This window comes from Streptomyces sioyaensis (genome assembly GCF_004122735.1).
GTDB classification, from domain to species: domain Bacteria; phylum Actinomycetota; class Actinomycetes; order Streptomycetales; family Streptomycetaceae; genus Streptomyces; species Streptomyces sioyaensis.
On sequence record NZ_SDIF01000025.1, the window covers coordinates 15037 to 36162 of the forward strand.

16 protein-coding genes are annotated in these 21126 nt (G+C 73.4%); 11 read left to right on the plus strand and 5 right to left on the minus strand.

Features of this window, described 5'->3' with window-relative positions; all coding sequences use genetic code 11:
• The first annotated feature begins 56 nt into the window (after nucleotides 1-56).
• A complete protein-coding gene (locus tag EST54_RS11785; protein WP_129247566.1) occupies nucleotides 57-908 on the plus strand; it encodes an ABC transporter ATP-binding protein in 852 nt (283 codons plus the stop codon).
• On the opposite strand, the gene EST54_RS11790 is transcribed toward EST54_RS11785, so the two are convergent.
• Nucleotides 892-1239 (minus strand): SCP2 sterol-binding domain-containing protein, encoded by a 348-nt coding sequence (locus EST54_RS11790; protein WP_129247567.1) that lies wholly within the window; start codon nucleotides 1237-1239, stop codon nucleotides 892-894. The two genes, EST54_RS11785 and EST54_RS11790, sit on opposite strands and share 17 nt — an antisense overlap.
• Nucleotides 1240-1313: 74 nt before the next feature.
• Here EST54_RS11790 and EST54_RS11795 point away from each other — a divergent pair, with 74 nt between their 5' ends.
• The 4 genes from EST54_RS11795 to EST54_RS11810 all read left to right on the plus strand — a co-directional run bounded on the left by EST54_RS11795 (nucleotide 1314) and on the right by EST54_RS11810 (nucleotide 4100).
• Nucleotides 1314-1670: a hypothetical protein gene (locus EST54_RS11795; RefSeq protein ID WP_129247568.1), complete on the plus strand. Its 357-nt coding sequence runs from the start codon at nucleotides 1314-1316 to the stop codon at nucleotides 1668-1670.
• A 7-nt stretch (nucleotides 1671-1677) separates the two neighbouring features.
• Nucleotides 1678-2493, plus strand: coding sequence for a TlyA family RNA methyltransferase (locus tag EST54_RS11800; protein ID WP_129247569.1), 816 nt, complete (start codon nucleotides 1678-1680; stop codon nucleotides 2491-2493).
• Between the two features lie 59 nt (nucleotides 2494-2552).
• Nucleotides 2553-3431: an NAD kinase gene (locus EST54_RS11805; RefSeq protein WP_129247616.1), complete on the plus strand. Its 879-nt coding sequence runs from the start codon at nucleotides 2553-2555 to the stop codon at nucleotides 3429-3431.
• Nucleotides 3432-3587: 156 nt separating this feature from the next.
• Nucleotides 3588-4100 carry a DUF3995 domain-containing protein gene (locus tag EST54_RS11810; protein ID WP_129247570.1) on the plus strand — a complete coding sequence of 171 codons (513 nt, stop codon included), beginning with the start codon at nucleotides 3588-3590 and terminating at the stop codon, nucleotides 4098-4100.
• A 15-nt stretch (nucleotides 4101-4115) separates the two neighbouring features.
• Here the strand turns inward: EST54_RS11810 and EST54_RS11815 are convergent, their stop codons facing one another.
• Complete coding sequence (locus EST54_RS11815; protein ID WP_129247571.1) at nucleotides 4116-5645, minus strand: S41 family peptidase; 1530 nt, start codon at nucleotides 5643-5645, stop codon at nucleotides 4116-4118.
• A gap of 455 nt (nucleotides 5646-6100) precedes the next feature.
• Here EST54_RS11815 and recN point away from each other — a divergent pair, with 455 nt between their 5' ends.
• The 5 genes from recN (at nucleotide 6101) to EST54_RS11840 (ending at nucleotide 14844) form a co-directional block, all read left to right on the plus strand.
• Nucleotides 6101-7828 (plus strand): DNA repair protein RecN, encoded by a 1728-nt coding sequence (gene recN, locus EST54_RS11820; RefSeq protein ID WP_129247617.1) that lies wholly within the window; start codon nucleotides 6101-6103, stop codon nucleotides 7826-7828.
• Between the two features lie 593 nt (nucleotides 7829-8421).
• Nucleotides 8422-10533 (plus strand): bifunctional polysaccharide deacetylase/glycosyltransferase family 2 protein, encoded by a 2112-nt coding sequence (locus EST54_RS11825; RefSeq protein WP_129247572.1) that lies wholly within the window; start codon nucleotides 8422-8424, stop codon nucleotides 10531-10533.
• 230 nt (nucleotides 10534-10763) lie between these two features.
• Complete coding sequence (locus EST54_RS11830) at nucleotides 10764-12143, plus strand: LCP family protein (protein ID WP_129247573.1); 1380 nt, start codon at nucleotides 10764-10766, stop codon at nucleotides 12141-12143.
• A gap of 201 nt (nucleotides 12144-12344) precedes the next feature.
• Nucleotides 12345-13055, plus strand: coding sequence for a hypothetical protein (locus tag EST54_RS11835; protein WP_239012306.1), 711 nt, complete (start codon nucleotides 12345-12347; stop codon nucleotides 13053-13055).
• A gap of 625 nt (nucleotides 13056-13680) precedes the next feature.
• Nucleotides 13681-14844 carry a glycosyltransferase family 4 protein gene (locus EST54_RS11840; RefSeq protein WP_129247575.1) on the plus strand — a complete coding sequence of 388 codons (1164 nt, stop codon included), beginning with the start codon at nucleotides 13681-13683 and terminating at the stop codon, nucleotides 14842-14844.
• Between the two features lie 37 nt (nucleotides 14845-14881).
• Here EST54_RS11840 and EST54_RS11845 read toward each other — a convergent pair whose 3' ends face one another.
• Together EST54_RS11845 and EST54_RS11850 are read right to left on the minus strand one after the other, a co-directional pair.
• Entirely contained in the window at nucleotides 14882-16510 is a 1629-nt protein-coding gene (locus tag EST54_RS11845; RefSeq protein WP_129247576.1) for a PucR family transcriptional regulator, read from the minus strand.
• A gap of 172 nt (nucleotides 16511-16682) precedes the next feature.
• Nucleotides 16683-17744, minus strand: coding sequence for a LacI family DNA-binding transcriptional regulator (locus tag EST54_RS11850; protein ID WP_129247577.1), 1062 nt, complete (start codon nucleotides 17742-17744; stop codon nucleotides 16683-16685).
• Nucleotides 17745-17994: 250 nt separating this feature from the next.
• Between EST54_RS11850 and EST54_RS11855 the strand changes: the two genes are divergently transcribed.
• The gene (locus tag EST54_RS11855; protein WP_129247578.1) at nucleotides 17995-19182 is read left to right on the plus strand and encodes a beta-1,3-glucanase family protein; all 1188 of its coding nucleotides are present in this window, start codon (nucleotides 17995-17997) and stop codon (nucleotides 19180-19182) included.
• 74 nt (nucleotides 19183-19256) lie between these two features.
• Here EST54_RS11855 and EST54_RS11860 read toward each other — a convergent pair whose 3' ends face one another.
• Entirely contained in the window at nucleotides 19257-21098 is a 1842-nt protein-coding gene (locus EST54_RS11860) for a glycoside hydrolase family 15 protein (protein ID WP_129247579.1), read from the minus strand.
• Nucleotides 21099-21126: the final 28 nt, after the last annotated feature.

Consider the following 21126-nt stretch of genomic DNA (forward strand, 5'->3'; position numbering starts at 1 on the left):
CGTCGCCCGTACCACCGGACCCCAACAGCGATACGACAACCCCCAGGAGCGCTGACGTGAGCCGTCTCACGGCCGAGCAGGTCACCCTCGCCTACGACCAGCGGGTCATCGCCGAGAATCTCTCGGTCGCCGTCCCCGACCACTCCTTCACGGTCATCGTCGGCCCGAACGCCTGCGGCAAGTCCACGCTGCTGCGCGCGCTGTCGCGGATGCTGAAGCCGGCCGCGGGCTCGGTGCTGCTGGACGGCTCCGCGATCTCCTCGCAGCCGGCCAAGAAGGTCGCCAGGACCCTCGGGCTGCTGCCGCAGTCCTCGATCGCCCCGGACGGGATCACCGTGTCGGACCTGGTCGCGCGCGGCCGCTACCCGCACCAGGGCCTGCTGCGGCAGTGGTCGGCGAAGGACGAGCGGATCGTCCGGGAGTCGATGGCGGCCACCGGTGTCGACGGGCTGGCCGACCGCTGTGTCGACGAGCTGTCCGGCGGGCAGCGCCAGCGGGTGTGGATCGCGATGGCGCTCGCCCAGCAGACGCCGCTGTTCCTGCTGGACGAGCCGACGACCTATCTGGACATCCAGCATCAGATCGAGGTGCTGGACCTGTGCGCGGAGCTCCACGAGGAGCAGGGGCGCACCCTGGTCGCGGTGCTGCACGACCTCAACCACGCGGCCCGGTACGCGACCCACCTCATCGCCATGAAGGACGGTGCGGTCGTCGCCGAGGGCGCGCCGGGCGACATCGTCACCGCGGAGCTGGTGGAACGGGTCTTCGGGCTCGGCTGCCAGATCATCGAGGACCCGGAGACCGGCACCCCGCTGGTCGTCCCCGCCGCCCGCCGGCACCGGAACCGCGGCGGCCGGGCCGTGGCCGGGCAGGCGTCGGGCGAGGCGGCGACTACAGCAGCGTCCTGAGGCGCAGCAGGTCGCGCAGGCCGGCCTCCAGCTTGACGCGGCCGCTGCTCCAGGCCCGGGCGAAGTTCAGCTCCCCGTCCACCAGGGCGACCAGATCGTTGCCGGTCATGGTCAGACGGATATCGGCCTTGTGCGGGGGCGGGCCGGGGACGGCGCTCACCTCCTGGATGGTGCCGTCGGCCAGCCGCCCCACGAAGGTCACATCGAGGTCCGTGATGCGGCAGCTGAGCGAACGGTGGACCGCGGTGGCCCCGCGGACCCTGCCGTCAGCCGAGGACATGTTCTGGGCCAGCCGGTCGAGAGCGGCGCGGCACTGGTCGAGAGTTGCCATCGGAAGCGACGATACGCCAGGTCGGGGACGGCTCGTTCGTCCGTGGTGCCCTTCGCCGAGGTAGCGTCGGGGGCATGGAACAGCCGATGTCCGGCCCGGAGCCGGAGGCACCCGCACCCGCCGGGCCCGGGGAGCCGGAGGAGCGCGTGGAGCCCGAGGACGGCGGAGCGGGGGAAGCGGCCGGTGCCGGGGCGGCCGGGCCTGCCGGGCCGCAGCCGATCGGGGTGGGGGTGACCCCCACCGGCCAGGCCGCGGTCGACGCCCGGCTGCGGCGCCTCGCCGACGCCGACCACCTCCCCGCCGACGGCCACCTCCCGGTGTACGAGGATGTGCACCGTGGGCTGCGCGACGTGCTGGCCGCCCTCGACCAGCACCCCGGGCCGCCCGCACCGTCCTCGACTTTCTCGACGCCGCACGACAACAGGAGCTGAACCACAGGTGGCAGGAGTGGCACGACGCCGACTCGACGCGGAGCTGGTGCGCCGCAAGCTGGCCCGTTCGCGCGAGCACGCCAGCCAGCTGATCGCCGCGGGCCGGGTGACCGTGGGCGGCGCGACCGCGACGAAACCGGCCACCCAGGTGGAGACCAGCGCGGCCGTGGTCGTCCGGGCGGACGAGAGCGATCCGGACTACGTCTCGCGCGGCGGGCACAAGCTCGCCGGCGCCCTCGCCGCCTTCGTTCCGCTCGGCCTGAAGATCGAGGGCCGGCGGGCGCTGGACGCCGGCGCCTCGACCGGTGGCTTCACCGATGTCCTGCTGCGGGCCGGCGCCGGCCATGTCGTCGCCGTCGACGTCGGGTACGGACAGCTCGCCTGGTCGCTGCAGAGCGACGAGCGGGTCACCGTCAAGGACCGCACCAACGTGCGGGAACTGACACTCGACCAGATCGACTCGCAGCCCGTCGACCTCGTCGTGGGCGATCTCTCGTTCATCCCGCTGGGACTCGTGCTGCCCGCGCTGGCCGCCTGTGCGGCGCCCGACGCGGACCTGGTGCTGATGGTCAAGCCGCAGTTCGAGGTGGGCAAGGAGCGGCTGGGCAGCGGCGGGGTGGTGCGCAGTGCGCAGCTGCGGGCCGAGGCGGTACGGGCCGTCGCCGAGCGGGCGGCCGCGCTCGGTTTTGGCGTACTTGGCGTAACTGCGAGCCCGCTGCCGGGTCCTTCGGGAAATGTCGAGTACTTTCTGTGGCTGCGCGCCGGGGCGCCTGCACTCGACCCGGCGGACGTCGACCGTGCAGTGGCGGAGGGGCCTCGTTGACCACTACCCAGGCAGTTGAAGGCAGCGCAGCACACGAGCACAACGGTGCCGGGCGGACGGTGTTCCTGCTCGCCCACACGGGCCGCCCCGCGGCCATCCGCAGCGCCGAACTCGTCGTCCAGGGCCTGCTGCGCTGCGGCATCGGGGTGCGGGTGCTGGCGGAGGAGGCCGCGGACCTGCCGCTGCCGTCGTCGGTCGAGCGCGTCGATTCCGAGCCGTGCGCGGCCGAGGGCTGCGAACTGCTGGTGGTCCTGGGCGGGGACGGCACGCTGCTGCGCGGCGCCGACTTCGCCCGGACGTCCGGGGTCCCGATGCTCGGCGTCAACCTCGGCCGGGTCGGCTTCCTCGCGGAGGCCGAACGCGACGACCTCGACAAGGTCGTCGACCGGGTCGTCACCCGCGCCTACGAGGTCGAGGAACGGATGACGCTCGACATCCTCGTCCGCAACAACGGCAACGTCGTGCACACCGACTGGGCCCTGAACGAGGCGTCGGTGGAGAAGGCCGCCCGGGAGCGCATGCTGGAGGTGGTGACCGAGGTCGACGGCCGGCCCGTCTCCCGCTTCGGCGGCGACGGGGTGGTCTGTGCGACCCCGACCGGCTCCACCGCCTACGCCTTCTCGGCCGGCGGCCCGGTGGTCTGGCCCGAGGTCGAGGCCCTGCTGATGGTCCCGATCAGCGCACACGCACTGTTCGCCAAGCCGCTGGTGACCTCGCCGCGTTCGGTCCTGGCCGTCGAGGTCCAGCCGAAGACCCCGCACGGCATCCTGTGGTGCGACGGCCGCCGCAGCGTCGAACTCCCCGCCGGCGCCCGCGTCGAGGTCCGCCGCGGCGCGGTCCCGGTACGCCTGGCCCGTCTGCATCACGCCTCCTTCACCGACCGCCTGGTCGCCAAGTTCGCGCTCCCGGTGGCGGGATGGCGCGGGGCACCGCACTAGACGATCACGTCCGACGCGTTCGGCACGTCCGAGGTGTTCGGTCGCACGTGACGGAGCCGGGCGGCCGCCGATGTTCGCGGCCGCCCGGATGGTGTGCTTGCCGGCTTCTCAGCGAAGCCGGCGGCGGCGTGCCACGGCAGTGGCATGCTCCTGGCTATGCATGAAGATCCGCAGGACAGGACAACACCGGGCTTGTGGGGGCGTATCGCGTGTACCTGGGCGGTCGCCTTCGCCGCGCTTCACTTCTACTGGGCGCTGGGCGGCAGCCGGGGCCTGAGCGTCTCAGCGGGGCCGCTGGCCGAGGAACGCCCCGGGTGGTTCGTGGCGGTGGGCTTGTGGGGCGTGGGAATCCTGTGCCTCGTCGGCGGTGCGCTCGGATGGCGTCTCGCCCGGCCGCGGTCCCGTGGCCTGGCAGGACGGGCGGTCACGGCACTGGGCTGGGGTGTCTGCGCGGTGCTGCTGGTGCGCGGCGTCTCCGTCGAGGTGCTGTTGATGGCCGACGCAACGGGCCAGGAGATAGCCGTCAGCCCGGAACAGCGGCTGTGGACGCTGGTGCTGTGGAATCCCTGGTTCCTGGTCGGCGGCCTCGTCTTCGGCCTGGCCGCACGGGAGTCCGGAAGAGCAGCGGGCCGAGCCGGAAGAGCAGAGGACCCAGGTAGCGCCGTCTGATCCAAACGACAGACCCTAGTGGTGTTCCTCCGGCGCCCCATCGGCGAGGAGTTCCCTGGCGCGGGTGAGGGCGGAGTCGCGCCGGGCGGAGAGTTCGTCGTCGGTGAAGACCGGGGTGCGGACGGCGGGGGGGATGCCGGGGCCGTCGAAGGTGCGGCCGTCGGCGGTCAGGAACTCCTCGTTCGGCAGGCCGAAGCTCCAGCCGTTCGGGAGGGCGCGGCCCAGGACGTCGGAGAACACGCCCTGGGTGTTCTCGCCGATGCGGAGCGGGGCGGGGGAGCGGCCCATCAGGGCCTGGGTGAAGGTCTCGCCCGCGCTGACGGTGAGGCGGCCGGTGAGGACGGCGATCGGGCCGGTGTAGACGGGTCCCCGGTGCGGGTGGATCCGGCTCGGCTGCGGCGTGGTGAACCGGGCCGGGTCGTGGGGGTCGTTCCGGGCCCGCTTGCGGTACGCGAGATACGGGCGGCCGGTGAGCCGGGAGGCGATCCGCAGACCGAGCGGGTCCGCGCCGCCGCCGTTGAGCCGGACGTCGATGATCAGGCCGCGCAGGGACGCCGGCCCCTGGGTGCGGGCCTTGGTGAACACGGAGTCCAGGGCGCGGTCGAGCGCGGCGAGGTCGCCGGCGTAGTCGCCCTTCTTCGTGTAGTGGGCGAACGAGGTGACACGGAAGTATCCGAGGCGGCCGGGCAGATCCGCGTAGCTGAGCATGCCGTTGGCCCACTGGTGCCGGGTGACTCCGGGGCCGAGGTTCGCGGCGATCGCCTTGTCGATGCGGGCGGTGGACGTGGGGGTGGGCAGCACCGTGCCGGGTCGCATGCCCGCGAACCACTTGTCCTTGCTGACGACCACGCGGGTGTGGGCGTCGTGCAACGGCTCGATCATCTTGCGGAACACCGCGAAGAGTTCGTCCTCGGTGGTCTTCGCCGTGATCTGCGGCCGGAAGCGGTCGCGGACCGCTGCCCAGTCGATCTTCTTCGCACGGAAGAAGGGGTAATTCTCGGCATAGGTCTGCCAGAAGATGTCGAAGACCGTCCGGGGATCGCGCGGCGTGCGCCGGGTGCAGCGGGCGGGCAGCGCGTCGGTGCGGTGCAGGGTGCGCCGGCCGACGTTGTCCTCGATGGTCAGCCGGGCGCGGCCGGCGCCGGCCGGTACCACGGTGATCGGGGCCGAGTCCGGGACGGTGAAGCGGAGGCTGCCGTGTGCGCCGGGAGCGCCCGCGCGGGTGCCCGTGACGGAGCCGGGCAGACAGCTGATGCCGGTGGTCTCGTAGGTCCGCAGGCTGCGGCCGCTGAGCGTGACGAGGGTGCCGTAGCCGTCCATCCGCCAGACGCCCTGGAGGGAGCCGGAGTCGGCCGGGGTGCGGGCGGGCCGGACCCTGGCCGGGTGGCCGGCGGCCGCACGGCCCTCCGCCCCGGAGCGCTCCGCGCGGTCCGGGCCGGCGCAGGCCGTGGTGGCGGCCAGGACGGCGGTGGCCGTGAGGGCGGTGAGCAGTAACGTCGCCGCGCCGCGGGGGCGGTGGGAGCGCCGGGTGCCGGGGTCGTTCATGGCAGGTACCTCAGGGTGGGGTCGGGCCGCGGACGGCGGCTGCGTGGGACGGCGCCGTCACGCGACGGCGCTCGGCGGTGCTCGGTGGTGCTATGGCCGGGGGACCGGCGGCGGGGGCTGCCTACGGGCCGTGTCTCGCGGCCCCCGGCCCGGCCCGCCCGGCGGCCGCGGCGCACGGCGTCGCCGCCGCCGGGCGGCGCGAGCCGGAGCCCGCGCACCGCCGTATGCACCGATCCGCCGGACATGAGCACACCTTTCGTTCCGGCTTCGTTCCGGCATCTTTCGCTCCGGCTTGGTTCCGGGCCGTGCTCAGCGTGACGGCCGGGCAGGCGCCCGCACCATGCGGCTTCCACCCGCTTTGCGGTGGGGTTTTCCGCAGGGCCGGGGCAGGAGTGAGGGGAGGCCGTCGCGGGGCGGCACCCGGACCTCGTAAGGTCGTGTCCGTGTTGGAGGAGATGCGGATCCGGTCCCTGGGCGTCATTGACGATGCCGTTGTCGAGCTGTCCCCGGGCTTCACGGCGGTGACCGGCGAGACGGGCGCGGGCAAGACCATGGTCGTCACCAGCCTCGGCCTGCTGCTCGGCGGGCGCGCCGACCCCGCCCTGGTGCGGATCGGCGCCAAGTCGGCCGTCGTGGAAGGCAGGATCAGCGTCGGCTCCCGTGCCCCCGCCGCCGTCCGCGCGGAGGAGGCCGGCGCGGAGCTGGACGACGGGGCGCTGCTGATCAGCCGCACCCTCTCCGCGGAGGGCCGCTCGCGCGCCCACGTGGGCGGCCGCTCCGTACCGGTCGGCCTGCTGGCGGAGCTGGCCGACGACCTGGTCGCCGTGCACGGTCAGACCGACCAGCAGGGCCTGCTGCGGCCGGCCCGGCAGCGCCAGGCCCTGGACCGCTACGCCGGGGACGCGGTCGCCGTCCCGCTCGCCAAATACACCGCCGCCCACCGCCGGCTGCGTGCCGTCGCCACCGAGCTGGACGAGCTGACGACGCGGGCCCGGGAACGTTCCCAGGAAGCCGATCTGCTGCGCTTCGGCCTCGACGAGATCGCGGCGGCCGAACCGCAGCCCGGTGAGGACACCGAACTCGCCGCCGAGGCCGAGCGGCTCGGCCATGCCGAGGCGTTGGCCTCCGCCGCGACCGCCGCGCACGCCGCGCTGGCCGGCAACCCCGAGGACCCCGAGGGCGTCGACGCCACCACCCTGGTCGCCGGCGCCCACCGCGCCCTGGAGGCCGTCCGCAGCCACGACCAGGAACTCGCCGCGCTCGCCGAGCGGCTCGGCGAGATCGGCATCCTGATGGCGGACGTGGCCGGCGAGCTGGCCAGTTACGCGGACGGTCTGGACGCCGACCCGTTGCGGCTGGCCGCCGTCGAGGAGCGCCGCGCCGCCCTGAACCACCTGACCCGCAAATACGGCCAGGACATCGCAGCCGTGCTCACCTGGTCCCAGGAGAGCGCCGCCCGGCTCGCGGACCTGGACGGCGACGACGACCGGATCGGCGAGCTGACCGCCGAGCGGGACGCGCTGCGCACGGAACTGGGCGAGCTGGCCCAGACGTTGACCGACGCCCGCACCGCCTCGGCCGAACGTTTCGCCGACGCGGTCACCGCCGAACTCGCCGAACTCGCCATGCCGCACGCCCGGGTGACCGTCGAGATCCGCCAGACCGAGGTCGCCGAGGACGCCGACGGCATCGCGGTCGGCGGCCGCACCGTGGCCTACGGACCGGCCGGTGCCGACGAGGTCGAACTCCTCCTGGCGCCGCATCCGGGCGCACCGCCCCGGCCGATCGCCAAGGGCGCGTCCGGCGGTGAGCTCTCCCGGGTGATGCTCGCCGTCGAGGTGGTCTTCGCCGGCTCCGACCCCGTCCCGACGTACCTCTTCGACGAGGTCGACGCCGGGGTCGGCGGCAAGGCGGCGGTCGAGGTCGGCCGGCGGCTGGCCCGGCTCGCGAAGTCGGCGCAGGTCGTGGTGGTCACGCACCTCCCGCAGGTCGCGGCGTTCGCGGACCGCCAGCTGCTGGTGGCGAAGACGAACGACGGCTCGGTCACCAGGAGCGGGGTCACCGTCCTGGAGGGCGAGGAACGGGTCCGCGAACTCTCCCGGATGCTGGCCGGCCAGGAGGACTCCGAAACGGCCCGCGCGCACGCCGAGGAACTGCTGGAGACGGCGCGTACGGGAAGCTAGGGCGGGTCGTTCGGATCCCCCCGGGCCGCTTCGCCCGGGCAGTCCGTCCGTCACCACCCCGGGATGTGAGCAGTGTCTCCTCCTGCCCGAGCCGTCGGCCGCCGGCGGGAGCACCTCTGCACCACCGGTGCGCGCCATCTGCACCACCGGGAGCACCTTTTGCGCCACCGAGCGCACCTTCCGCGCCACCGGGAGGAAGCGCGCACCCACGGCCGCACGCCGACGGCGGCCGAAGTGCCGGCCCGCCGGGTGGCGTTGATCACGGGGGCCCGCTGCTGCGACGCCGACGCCCCCGCTCCCTAGGCGCCGCCGCTTGCGCAGGTGTGACAAACCTCCTGCTTACGGCCGGGACGCTCATGATCCGCGGTGCGTAACCCGGCTTCGTCATGAGTACACTCGCCCACCATGTGTGAGGCCAGGCGGTATACAAAACGGCGCAAAATATCCGATGACCGACCATGCGTCGATGCTTCCCCCCGGCATGCGAGGGCTCCGCGGAACCCGCTCGATATCGCGGCACATGCCCCGTACCAGACCGTTGTTGTCCGAAGAAGGGCCACAGCGACGCCTGCCCCTGGCGTCCCGGGGGCGATGTGAGGCGCCGCGCGCACCGTGCCCGGCACCGGCAGTCCCGTGAACCGCGCGGCCACTGGCTGCTGCTGTGCATGGTCCTCCCGGTGATGTTCGGCGTCCTGCTCTTCGAGGGCTGGACCACCCACGAGGTCGACGCCGCGAAGACCCGCAAGGACTGCACCACCCCCGTGCCCAGGTCCGTCGAGAAGGGCGGCCCGGTGCTGCGGTTCGACGGCGGCAAGGTGTCCTCGTCCGCGGTGCCCGCCCGTACGGTGGCGCTCACCTACGACGGCGGACCCGACCCCGTATGGACACCCCGGCTGCTCGACCTGCTGCGCAAGCACCACGCCCATGCCACGTTCTTCCTCAGCGGTGCCCGGGCGGCCCAGTACCCGGACCTGGTGCGGCGGATCCGGGCCGAGGGCCATGAGATCGGCTCGAACACCTACACCGGCGCCGCCATGGGGGAGTCCTCGCCGGTGCGCGCCTCGCTGGAACTGTCGCTCACCCAGAAGGCGCTGGCGGGCAGCGCGGGCATCCACACCAAGCTGCTGCGGCTGCCGCAGACCACCGCGGCGGACACCCTGTGCGGCCCCGAATGGAAGGCCGCCGAGAAGGCGGGCGCGCAGGGGTACACCCTGGTCGCCGCCGACCAGTGGTACCGCAAGCCCTCGCAGGGCGTGATCCGGCAGTTCAGCCAGAACGACCTCGCCTACCTGGGCACCAAGGAACTGCTCGACAACCCGAGGATCGCGAAGTTCACCACCGTGACGGCGGGCGTCCGCCAGCCCTCGCCCGACGTGCCGGTCTCCGCCGTCGAGCGCTGGACGGGTACCGCCCTGATCTGGGCCAAGGCCCTGGGGCACGCCTTCGTCAGCGGGATGGCCTGGGTGCTCGCCATCGCGGGCGGGCTGGGGCTGCTGCGACTGGCGATGCTGGTGTTCCTCGCCCGTACCCACGTCCGGCGGCTGACCCGGTTCCGCCCCGGATCGCCCCGGCTGCGCGAGGTCACCGACCCGGTGACGGTCCTCGTCCCCGCCTACAACGAAGAGGCGGGCATCGAGTCCACCGTCCGTTCCCTGCTCGCCTCGACCCACCGGCAGATGCAGGTCATCGTGATCGACGACGGGTCGACGGACCGGACGGCGGACCTCGCCACCTGGATCGACGATCCCCGGGTGCGGGTGATCCGGCAGCCCAACTCCGGCAAGGCGGCCGCCCTCAACACCGGTCTGGCCCACGCCATGTACGACATCGTGGTCATGGTCGACGCCGACACCGTCTTCGAACGGGACGCCATCCAGCGCCTGATCCAGCCGCTCGCCCACCCGGCCGTCGGCGCGGTCAGCGGCAACACCAAGGTCGGCAACCGGCGCCGTCTGCTGGCCAGATGGCAGCACCTGGAGTACGTCTTCGGGTTCAACCTCGACCGCCGGATGTTCGAGGTGCTGGAGTGCATGCCGACCGTCCCCGGTGCCATCGGCGCCTTCCGCCGGGACGCGCTGATGGGCATCGGCGGGGTCAGCGAGGACACGCTCGCCGAGGACACCGACCTGACGATGGCCCTGTGGCAGGCGGGCTGGCGGGTGGTCTACGAGGAGTCCGCCGTCGCCTGGACCGAGGTGCCCACCTCGCTGCGCCAGTTGTGGCGGCAGCGGTACCGCTGGTGCTACGGCACGATCCAGGCCATGTGGAAGCACCGCGGGACCGTCATCGAAGTGGGCCCGGCCGGGCGCTTCGGCCGCCGCGCGCTGAGCTACCTCGGGCTGTTCCAGGTCGTCCTGCCGCTGTTCGCGCCGGTCGTCGACATCTTCGCGCTGTACGGACTGCTCTTCCTCAGCCCCTGGCAGTCGGCCGGCGTCTGGGGTGGCTTCCTGCTCGTGCAACTGCTCTGCGCCGCCTACGCGCTGCGCTTGGACGGGGAGAAGATGCGGGCGCTGTGGGCGATGCCGTTCCAGCTCCTGGTCTACCGGCAGTTGATGTATCTCGTGGTCATCCAGTCCGTGGTGGCCTTCCTGCTGGGCACCCGGCTGAAGTGGCAACGGATGCACCGCTCGGGGACCGCCGCGCAGCAGATCGGGCAGGAGATCGGACAGCAGCCGGCGGCCTATCAGAGCCTGTCGTCGAGGTAACGGAGCGGGCTGGGGCGGGTCCCGTCACCGGGCGCCCGTCCCGCCTCCGGACGGCCGCAGCTGCCCGCCCAACTGGCCTGCCAGGGGCCCCGGTTCCCGAACGAAGACCTCGCCCGCATCATCACCCCACCCCGCACGAAATCCGCTTTCTCTCCCCTAAACGCCCTTCCTGTGGTGCAGTTTTGCGGGCCATTTGGTGAAGGGCTCGTGAGCGTGCAGACTGTCCGCCCATGAATGACTGGCTGGACGGGTCCCACGACATCAACCGTTACGGCGGTGAAGCGGAGGCGGCGCATGCCGTCACGGGGCAGATATGGCAGCACGCCCCGTACACGTACTCGCCGCAGCCGGTCGCCGCCAGACCGCTGCCCGGCCATCCGGGGGGCGAGGACCCGTATGCCGCGGCCGTCCCGGCCCAGCCCGACGCTCCTGCGGCCGACCCGGCGTTCCCGCCCGGCGGGGACGGCTCGTACGGAGGGCCCGGCCCGTACGGAGGGCCCGGCCCGTACGGAGGAGACGGCTCGTACGGTGGGCCGGTCTCACCCGGCACCCCCGGCGGACCCGGCAGTCCCGGCGGCCCCGTGCGCCGGAGCACCCGGCCCGCGGCCACCCGCCCCACCCGGCGCCGCCGGATCCTGCGGCTCTCGGGTGTCCTGATCGTTGTGACCCTGCTCACGTCCGTCGGCACCTACACGTGGGCCGACACCAAGCTCGAACGCGACGTCGACCTCGGCAAGCTCGCCGCCCGGCCGTCACTCGGCAAGGGCGCCAACTACCTGATCGTGGGCTCCGACAGTCGCCAGGGCCTCTCCGGAAAGCAGCTGAAGGACCTGCACACCGGCGGCTCGGCGGACGCGGGCCGCCGCACCGACTCGATGATCCTGCTGCACACCGGCGCCCACGGCACCACGATGATGAGCCTGCCGCGTGACTCCTGGGTGACCATCCCGCCGTACATCCGCCCGGAAACCGGCAAGCACTACGCCGCGTCGAAGGACAAGCTCAACGCGGCGTTCTCGCGCGGCGGTCCCGAACTGCTCGTACGGACCATCGAGCACAACACGGGCCTGCACATCGGGCATTACACGGAGATCGGCTTCGCGGGCTTCGTCGGCATCGTGGACGCGGTCGGCGGGGTGCCGATGTGCCTGGACAAGGCGGTCAAGGACAAGAAGTCCGGCGAAAACCTCACCAAGGGCTGCCATACGCTCGACGGCCGCGCCGCGCTCGCGTTCGTCCGCCAGCGCCACCAGGAGGCCCAGGGCGACCTCGGCCGCGGCCAGAACCAGCAGAAGTTCCTGGCCGCGCTCTCCCACAAGACGGCCACCCCCGGCATCCTGCTCAACCCGTCCAAGGTCTACCCCACGATGAACGCGGGCCTCGACACGCTCATCGTCGACAAGAACATGAGCCTGTGGAACCTCACCTCGCTCTTCGAAGCGATGAAGAGCGTCTCGTCCGGCAGCGGCACCCGCCTCCATGTCCCCGTCTCCAGCCTCGGTTTCCAGACCCCCAAGGGCAGCGCCGTGAAGTGGGACGCGCCGCGGGCGAAGAGGCTCTTCGCGGAACTGCACAACGATCAGCCGGTGACGGCCGGGTCGAAGGGCTAGACGTGCAGTGGCGTGCTGTGAGACGTGCTGTGAGGTGCTGTATCGGCACGCCGGTCATGCGTGACGCCCCCTAGGGTGACGGGAGTTGAGCCCGGCAGGGTGCCGGGCGAGGGGAGAGATGCGGTGACGGCGGCAGGCAGCGGGGCGCTGGGGCGGATCACGTCGTTCCTCGCGGCGGCGGGGGCGACCCGGGCCGCCTACATGGCGCTGCGGAAGCGGCCGCCGGGCGGCGCCGTCCGGTGGGAGCGCACGAACCATGCGGGCCGGACGGTGCAGTTGCATGCCGGACTTGCGACGGCCACCGGTACCGCGCTCGCCGCCGCCGGTGCCCCGGGTCTGTCCGCCCGGACCCGGGCCGCCACCGCGCTGGCGGTGCTGGCCGCCGGGGGCTGCGGGGTCTACGACGACATGTGCGGGGCCGGCGACCCCCGCCGCGGATTCCGGGCACACCTCTCGGCGCTTCGGGACGGCGAGGTCACCAGCGGCGCCGTGAAGCTGTTCGGGATCGGTGCCGCCGGGCTCGCGGCGGGCGCGCTGCTGAAGCCACGCCCGGCCGACAAGCTGCTGGCGGGCGTGGTGATCGCGGGCTCGGCCCATCTGGTCAACCTCCTCGACGTCCGGCCGGGACGCGCGGCCGGCGCGGTCCTGGCCCTCGGGGCGCCCGGGCTGCTGCGCCGTGGACCGGCGGGCCCGCTGTCCGCCGCGCCGCTGGGGGCCGTGGCGGCCGTCGCCGCCGACGACCTGGGGGAGCGCACGATGCTCGGGGACGCCGGCGCGCATGCCCTGGGTGCCGCGCTCGGCCTCGCCGTCGTCACGGGCAACGGCCGTCGTGGACTGGCCGCGCACGCCGCGGGGCTGATCGCCGTCGCGGCCGCGGGGGACCGCATCAGCCGCGCGGCCGCGGCGCTCTGAGGCCCGCCCGGGACGGCCGCGGTGGCCGGCCGGGGCGGGAGGCCGCCCTTCCGGGGGACGGGTACCTACGGGATCGCCGTCCGTACGAGGCATCCGTGCGGGGCATCCGTGCGGGGCATCCGTACGGTGTATGTGACGCATGTCCGGAGTGGCCGCGATGTCGTGGGTGTGGAGGTGCGATGTCAGGGGCGTAGCGGTGTGCTCCGCGGCCCGTCTCCCGTACGCCCGGATCAGGACAACCTCCGGACGCGCCCCGGCCAACGGCGCACGCGCCCCTCGGGGTGGTGGCAGGCGCACTCCGGAGAGTGGGCACGGCCTACGGACCGTTAACACGCGCGGGCGGTTTGTCGCCCATGTGGGTGATCTGGTGGGCGCTGGGGTGAGACTTCCCACCGGAACGGCGGGCCGACGGTGCCGAATTGACGCCGCCGGGCTGGCATCCTGGGCGCGTGCGCAACCCCGGGCGGACTCGCCGCGTCCGGCCCGTCCTCCGGGCGGGCGGACGGGCCGGCGATCGGTCGCGGGTCGCGCGCCGCAGCACCCGGCACCACCCACAGCACCCACCGCCATCGGACCCGGCCCGCCGGTACGGTCCGTCCCGCCCCGACCCAGGAGCCCCGTTCACGTGATCAGCACCCCGACCTCGGCGCACGGGCTGTCGCCGCTGCGCACGGTCCAGGTGCTGGGGCACGGCAGCGCCGGCAGCGCCGCGCATGTCCGCTCGCTGGCCGAAGGGCTGGTCGCGCGCGGGGTGCGGGTGACCGTCTGTGCCACGCCGGAGGCCGAGCAGGCCTACGACTTCGCGGGTGCGGGCGCCCGCTTCGTGCACGTCCCGCCGCGGATGGACCCGGCGAGCGTGGCCCTGCTGCGCAGCGCCTGCTGGGACGCCGATCTCGTCCATGCGCACGGCCTGCGGGCCGGGATGCGGGCCTCGATGGCGTTGCGCGGGCTGCGCGGCCCCCGGGGCGGCGGGCGGGTCCCCCTGGTCATCACCTGGCACACCAAGGCACACACCGAGGGCGCGCGGGCCGGGCTGGTGCATCTGATGGAGCGGCGGGTGGCGCGGGCCGCCGCCGTCGTCCTGGGCGCCTGCTCGGATCTGGTGGACCGGGCCCGCGAGCGGGGTGCGCGCGATGCCCGGCTGGCGCCGGTCGCCATTCCGGCGCCCCGGTCCGATGGTGCCCCGGCCGAGCCCGAGGACCAGGACCGGATGCGCCACAAGGAGCGGGCCGAGCTGGGCGCGGTGGACCGCCCGTTGCTGCTCGCGGTCGGCCGTCTCGACCCGAGCCAGGGCCATGACCTGCTGCTGGACGCGGCACACGCCTGGTGCTCGCTCGATCCGCAGCCGCTGGTCGCCATCGCGGGGGAGGGCGAGCAGCGGGCCGTGCTGCAGCGCCGGATCGACACCGAGCGGCTGCCCGTCCAGCTGCTCGGCCGCCGCGACGACGTCCCCGAACTCCTCGCCGCGGCGGACCTGGTGGTGCTGCCCAGCAGATGGGAGGCGCGCTCGCTGATCGCCCAGGAGGCGCTGCGCGCCGGGGTGCCGCTGGTCGCCACCGACACCGGCGGCACCCGCGAACTGGTCGGCCGGGCCGCGGAACTGGTCCCTTACGGGGATGCCGCCGCCCTGGCCCGTACGGTTCTCGGGCTGCTCGCCGACCCCGCACGGCGGGCGGCGCTCGCCGAGGCGGGCCGGGCCCAGGCGGCCGGCTGGCCCAGCGAGAACGACACCGTCGCCCAGGTCCTCAGCGTCTACGACGAGTTGGCCCAGCCGGTACAGCCGGTGTAGCCAGGGCCGGCGCCCCTGGCCCGGAGCGACCGGCTCGTCACCCCTTGTCCGTATGCCGTCTGGCGCGCAGGGCCAGCCGCAGCCCCAGCACCGTCTGCGGATCGTCCAGGTCCGTGCCCAGCAGCTGGGCGATGCGGGCCAGCCGGTCGTACAGCGTCTGCCGGTTCACCTTCAGATCGCGGGCGGTCTCGGCCTTGCGGCCCGCGCTGGCCAGATAGGCCTCCAGCGTCGGCAGCAGCGGCTGGCGGGCGCCCCGGTCGTGCGCGAGCAGCGGCCCGATGGCGCGCTCCACGAAGTCGGTGAGGACGCCCTGCTCGCCGTGTTCGCGCATCCGCCACAGCAGCAGCTCGATGTCCAGCCGGCGCGCGTCGTACCAGGGCGCCGCCGGCAGGCCCTGGGCCGCGGCCGCCGCCTGGGCCGCGTGCCGCAGCCCGGGGCCCGCGGCCGCCCAGTCGCCCGGTGTGCCGACGACGATCACCGGGCGGTGCGCGGCCGGCCGGTCCAGGCCGGCGCGGACGACCCCGGCGTGCAGCGCCTCGGCGATCCGGTCGGCGAGCACCGCACGGTCCTGGCCCGCGCGCAGCGCGACGAGCACCGGGACCCGGCTCTCCACGGGGCGTACGCCGAGGAGCACCGGCACTCCGGGCGCGGCGAGTTCCTCGCGCAGGGCCTGGGCGAGCAGCGCCCAGCTGCCGGGGGAGGGGAGGCCGGCCGGCAGCCGCATCACCACCGGGAGGACGGGTTCCGTACCGGGGCGGAAGCCCAGCAGGCGGGCCTGGGCGGGCGCCTCGGCCGCGGTGATCCGGCCCTCCGCCAGATCGGCGAGGAAGTCGCCGCGGCCCCGGGCGGCGAGCACCTCCTCCTGACGGGACTGGAGCATGACGACGGCGAGGAGATCGGCGGCGCGCTCGGCGGCGATGCGGTGCACCGGAGCCAGCGGGGTGTTGACGGGCAGCAGGACGAGACGGGCACGGACCGCGTCGGGGCCGTGGCCGCCGCCGGGGACGTCGATGCGTACGCCGGTGTCGCGCAGCCCCTCCCAGGCCAGCAGCGGATCGGCGTCCGCGGGGCCGTCGTCGCCCTCCGGCCCGGCCGCGTACAGCGGGCTGCCGTCGGGGGCCTCCAGACAGAGCGGGTTGCCGGTGAAGCCGGCCAGCAGCCGCAGCACCTCCGGTGCGCCGCCGCCGCGCAGCAGCACATCGGTGCAGCGCCGCAGGACCTCGTCGGCGCGCCGCAGCATCGCATAGTGGCTGTTGATGATCTCGGTGTGGATCGCCTCGGTGACCGTGACGTACGGGACCTCACGGTGCAGCTGGATCAGCGGCAGTCCGCAGTCCCGTGCGGCGTCGACCAGGGCGGCGGGCAGCGAGGCGAACCGGGAACCCAGCTCCACGACGAGTGCGGCGATCTCGCGGTCCGCGAGCTTACGGATGAAGGCGCGCTGCTCGGAGGGCCGGGCACCCAGCCCCAGGCCGGTGGTCAGCAGCAGCTCGCCGCCCTTGAGCAGCGAGGCGATGTGCGGGACCTCGCCCGCATGCACCCAGCGCACCGCACGGTCCAGCCGGTCCCCGCCGGCCAGCACCTCCGGCAGGCCGCGGCGCAGCGCGGGCAGCTCCAGCGCCCTGCGCACCGTGATCTCGGTCTCCATCTTCGCTTCCGGCCCCATGGCCAGGAACGGTACCCGCAGTCCGCTATCCGGAGGCGCTCGGTCCGGATCGGCGCGGGGGTGTGGTGGCGGGTCGCGGTGTCCCGGCCCGGCCGCGGGCGACGCCGTGGCCGAGGCTGTCCTGCCACCGGGCTCGCCGCGGCCGAGCCCCTCCCGCCGCCGCCCCCGCCCCTCACGTCGACTCCCGCACCACCAGCCGTGCCTCGGTGATGATCGGCGCCGGCGCCGCCGGGTCCGGCCCCTCCGCCGGGTCCGCCTGCTGCCGGTCCAGCAGCCGCAGCAGCAACTGGGCCATCAGTCGCCCCATCTCCTCCACGTCCTGCCGCACTGTCGTCAGCGGCGGATCCGCCCAGGCCGCCGGCTCCAGATCGTCGAAGCCCACCACCGCCACCTCGTCCGGCACCCGCCGCCCGTGCGCCCGCAGCGTGCGCAGCGCCCCGTTCGCCATCAGATCGGAGCAGGCGAAGACGGCGTCCAGGTCCGGTGCGGCCCGAAGGAGTTCGGCCATCGCCCGCTCGCCGCCGTGCGCGGTGAACCCCCCGTCCGCGATCAGCCGTGGATCCGGCTCCGCCGGGCCCAGCGCGTCGCGGTAGCCGTCGAGACGGTCCACCGCCGAGGCCTGGTCCAGGGGTCCGGTGATCACCGCGATCCGGCGCCGGCCACGGCCGAGGAGATGGCGTACGGCCTGGCGGGCGCCGCCGCGGTTGTCGGTGTCGACGTACAGCGGCGGCGGTGTGCGGCCGGCGCCCGCCCAGTCGGGCCGGCCGCCGTAGACGGTGGGCAGTCCGGCGCGCTCGGCGAGGGCGGGCAGCGGGTCGTCGCGGTGCAGGGAGAACATCAGCGCCCCGTCGACGTGCCCGGCCGACAGCCAGCGGCCGATGCGGTCGTAGTCGGCGCGGCCCTCGACGAACATCAGCAGAAGCTGGGTGTCGGCACGGGCCAGCGCCCGGCTGATGCCGCGGAGTTGGCGTCCGAAGAACGGATCGCTGAAGACCCGGCTCTCCGGCTCGGCGATGATCACGGCGACCGCTCCGGTGCGGCGGGTGACCAGCGAGCGGGCCGCGCTGTTCGGTACGTAGCCCAGCTCGGCCACCGCCCGGTGCACCCGCTCCTGGACCGCGGGCCGTACCCCGGCGCCGCCGTTGATCACGCGGGACGCCGTGGCGCGGGAGACCCCGGCGAGCGCCGCGACCGCCTCCAGCGTCGGTCGGGGGCCGTTCGGCTGAGACCTCATCCAACTCCTTTTATCACGCGGTGACTTGACGAGTGGCGGTCGGGTCGGCAGGGTTCACTGCGCGGGAGGTGAGAGCGCTCTCACCCGGGCTCTCACGCGGGGCTCGCACGCTGCACCATGCCCGGCCGCCGAGTGGCGGGCACCGGCCACGGAACTCCCCCTGCGCTCCCGCCCCACGGAACTCCTCACCACCCCCACTGCACCGAGGAGAGAATGTCATGAGCATGCATATCCGCCCAGGAGTGGTCTCATGATCACCCGTCGCCGTCTGCTCGGCGGGCTCACCGCCGGCGCCGCCGCCACCCTCGGCCTCGCCCGGGCCGGCCGGGCCCTCGGCGCCCCCGCCAGGACCGGCGCATCCGGCCGGTCCGCCCCGTCCGCCGCAAGCATCCCCCTGCACCTCGTCAACCGTTCCGGCGCCTTCGCCAACTCCTCGGTGTGGGTCTACCTCGTCGGCAACGACGGCACCCGGCAGGTGCATGTGACCCCGGACGGCGAACTCCGGCCCGTCGCCCTGGCCGACAACGGGCCGGACGGTTTCACCGACTACGCCATCCCGCTCGCCGCGAGCGGCACCACGACCCTCCGGCTCCCCCCGATGTCCGGCCGGATCTACACCGCGCTGGGCGGCAAGCTGAAGTTCAAGGCGGTCCAGGACGGCAACGGCAAGGCCGCCCTCGCCTACCCGGCGGGCTGGGTCTCCGGCGACCCCAACTACGGCGTCGTGCACGACTGCGCCGAGTTCACCTTCCACGCCGGCGGGATGTACTGCAACACCACCATGGTCGACATGTTCAGCGTCCCGCTCGCCATCACGCTCACCGGCGCCCGGCAGCAGACCACCGGCACGCTCAAGGACGGCGGCCGCGCCGCGGTCTTCTCCGCGGTCCGACAGGCCGAGGGCTTCGAACGGCTGGTGATCGACGACAAGCGCGTCATCGCCCCCGGACACGGCCTGGACAGCGGCCTGTTCGCCGGCGACCACCTCGCCCCGGCCATCGACGAGGCCTGGTCCGCCTACGAGAACAAGGACCTGACCGTCACCACCGACGCCGGCACCTTCACCGGCCGGACCCGCGGCGGCACCCTCACCTTCACCGGCCCCCGCACGGTCTCCTTCGGCAAGCCGTCCACCCGCGACGTCCTGTTCTGCGACGGCACCCTGGCCGCCCCCAACGACGGGGTCCTCGGCCCGGTCGCCGCCGTCCTGGGCGCCGCCCTCAACCGCTCCACCCTCGCCGGACACGCGAGCCAGCCCACCACCGACCCGGCCGCCTTCTACCGGCAGCGGCTGACCAACCACTACGCCAAGGCCATGCACGCCGCGACCCGCGACGGCAAGGCCTACGGCTTCGCCTTCGACGACGTCGCCGGCTTCGCCTCCTACATAGAGGACCCCGCCCCGACGGAGATCACCCTCACCCTGACCCCCTTCTGACAAGGAGAGCGTGCCACCCGAAAACCGAGTGACACCACAGAACTCCGGGCGGTTAGCCCCGCCGAAGGGCGGGGCTAACCGCCGTACGCCCCGCTCGCCGTCAGCCGCAGCGCCGTGTCGATCAGCGGGACATGGCTGAACGCCTGCGGGAAGTTGCCCACCTGCCGCTTGGCCTTGGGGTCCCACTCCTCCGCCAGCAGGCCCAGGTCGTTGCGGAGCGAGAGCAGCTTCTCGAAGAGCTTGCGGGCCTCGTCCACCCGGCCGATCATCGCGAGGTCGTCGGCGAGCCAGAACGAGCACGCGAGGAAGGCGCCTTCCTCTCCCTCCAGGCCGTCCACCCCGAGATCGTCCGCACCGGACGTCGGGTAGCGCAGCACGAAGCCGTCCTCGGTGGACAGCTCCCGCTGGATCGCCTCGATGGTGCCGATGACGCGCTTGTCGTCCGGCGGCAGAAAGCCCATCTGCGGGATCAGCAGCAGCGAGGCGTCCAGCTCCTGCGAGCCGTAGGACTGGGTGAAGGTGTTGCGTTCCTTGTCGTAGCCCTTCTCGCAGACGTCCCGGTGGATGGTCTCGCGCAGGTCCTTCCAGCGCTCCAGCGGTCCGTCGACGTCCCCGGACTCGATCAGCTTGACCGTACGGTCGACCGCGACCCAGGTCATGACCTTGGAGTGCACGAAGTGCCGGCGCGGGCCGCGGACCTCCCAGATGCCCTCGTCCGGCTCGTCCCAGTGCTTCTCCACCCACTGGATCAGCTTGAGCTGGAGCAGCGAGGCGTAGTCGTTGCGGGCCAGGCCCGTCATGTGCGCCAGGTGCAGCGCCTCGGTGACCTCGCCGTAGACATCGAGCTGGAGCTGTCCGGCGGCGCCGTTGCCGACCCGCACCGGACGGGAATTCTCGTACCCCGGAAGCCAGTGCAGCTCGTTCTCGCCCAACTCCCGCTCACCGGCGATGCCGTACATGATCTGCAGGTTCTCCGGATCGCCGGCCACCGCCCGCAGCAGCCACTCCCGCCAGGCCCGCGCCTCTTCGCGGTAGCCGGTGCGCAGCAGGGAGGACAGGGTGATCGCCGCGTCCCGCAGCCAGGTGAAGCGGTAGTCCCAGTTGCGCACGCCGCCCACGCACTCCGGCAGCGAGGTCGTCGGCGCCGCCACGATCCCGCCGGTCGGCGCGTACGTCAGCGCCTTGAGCGTGATCAGCGAGCGCACCACCGCATCCCGGTAAGGACCGTGATACGTACAGTGCTCGACCCACTCGCGCCAGAACTCCTCGGTGGCCTCCAGCGACCCCTCCGGGTCCGCCACGGCCGGCGGCTCCTTGTGCGAGGGCTCCCAGCTGATCGTGAACGCGATCCGCTCACCGGGCGCGACGGTGAAGTCGGAGAACGTGGTCAGGTCCTTGCCGTAGGTCTCCGCCGCGGTGTCCAGCCACACCGAATCGGGGCCCGCGACCGCGACGGTACGGCTGTCCACCTTGTGCACCCACGGCACGACCCAGCCGTAGGAGAAGCGCATCCGCAGTTCGGAGCGCATCGGGACGCGGCCGCTGACCCCCTCCACGATGCGGATCAGCTGCGGAGCGCCATCGCGCGGCGGCATGAAGTCGATCACCCGGACCGTGCCGCGCGGGGTGTCCCACTCCGATTCCAGGACCAGCGAATCGCCCCGGTAGCGCCGGCGGTCGGCGGGCGCCGGCCGACCGCCGGGCCCGTTGACCGGGCCCATCCGCCAGAAACCGTGCTCCTCCGTACCCAGCAGCCCGGCAAAGACCGCCGGCGAGTCGAAGCGGGGCAGGCACAGCCAGTCCACCGTGCCGTCCCGGCACACTAGAGCGGCGGTTTGCATATCGCCGATAAGTGCGTAGTCCTCGATGCGCCCGGCCACGTGCGTCTCCCGTCGAACTGGAGTCACGCCCCCCATGGGACGTTGTGATTGTCCGTCCTGCCCA

Coding starts and splice junctions, on each gene's coding strand:
- EST54_RS11790 (WP_129247567.1), bottom strand. CDS start 1,239: ATGGCAACTCTCGACCAGTGCCGCGCCGCTCTCGACCGGCTGGCCCAG.
- EST54_RS11795 (WP_129247568.1), top strand. CDS start 1,314: ATGGAACAGCCGATGTCCGGCCCGGAGCCGGAGGCACCCGCACCCGCC.
- EST54_RS11810 (WP_129247570.1), top strand. CDS start 3,588: ATGCATGAAGATCCGCAGGACAGGACAACACCGGGCTTGTGGGGGCGT.
- EST54_RS11815 (WP_129247571.1), bottom strand. CDS start 5,645: ATGAACGACCCCGGCACCCGGCGCTCCCACCGCCCCCGCGGCGCGGCG.
- recN (WP_129247617.1), top strand. CDS start 6,101: ATGCGGATCCGGTCCCTGGGCGTCATTGACGATGCCGTTGTCGAGCTG.
- EST54_RS11830 (WP_129247573.1), top strand. CDS start 10,764: ATGAATGACTGGCTGGACGGGTCCCACGACATCAACCGTTACGGCGGT.
- EST54_RS11835 (WP_239012306.1), top strand. CDS start 12,345: ATGGCGCTGCGGAAGCGGCCGCCGGGCGGCGCCGTCCGGTGGGAGCGC.
- EST54_RS11845 (WP_129247576.1), bottom strand. CDS start 16,510: ATGGGGCCGGAAGCGAAGATGGAGACCGAGATCACGGTGCGCAGGGCG.
- EST54_RS11850 (WP_129247577.1), bottom strand. CDS start 17,744: ATGAGGTCTCAGCCGAACGGCCCCCGACCGACGCTGGAGGCGGTCGCG.
- EST54_RS11855 (WP_129247578.1), top strand. CDS start 17,995: ATGATCACCCGTCGCCGTCTGCTCGGCGGGCTCACCGCCGGCGCCGCC.
- EST54_RS11860 (WP_129247579.1), bottom strand. CDS start 21,098: ATGGGGGGCGTGACTCCAGTTCGACGGGAGACGCACGTGGCCGGGCGC.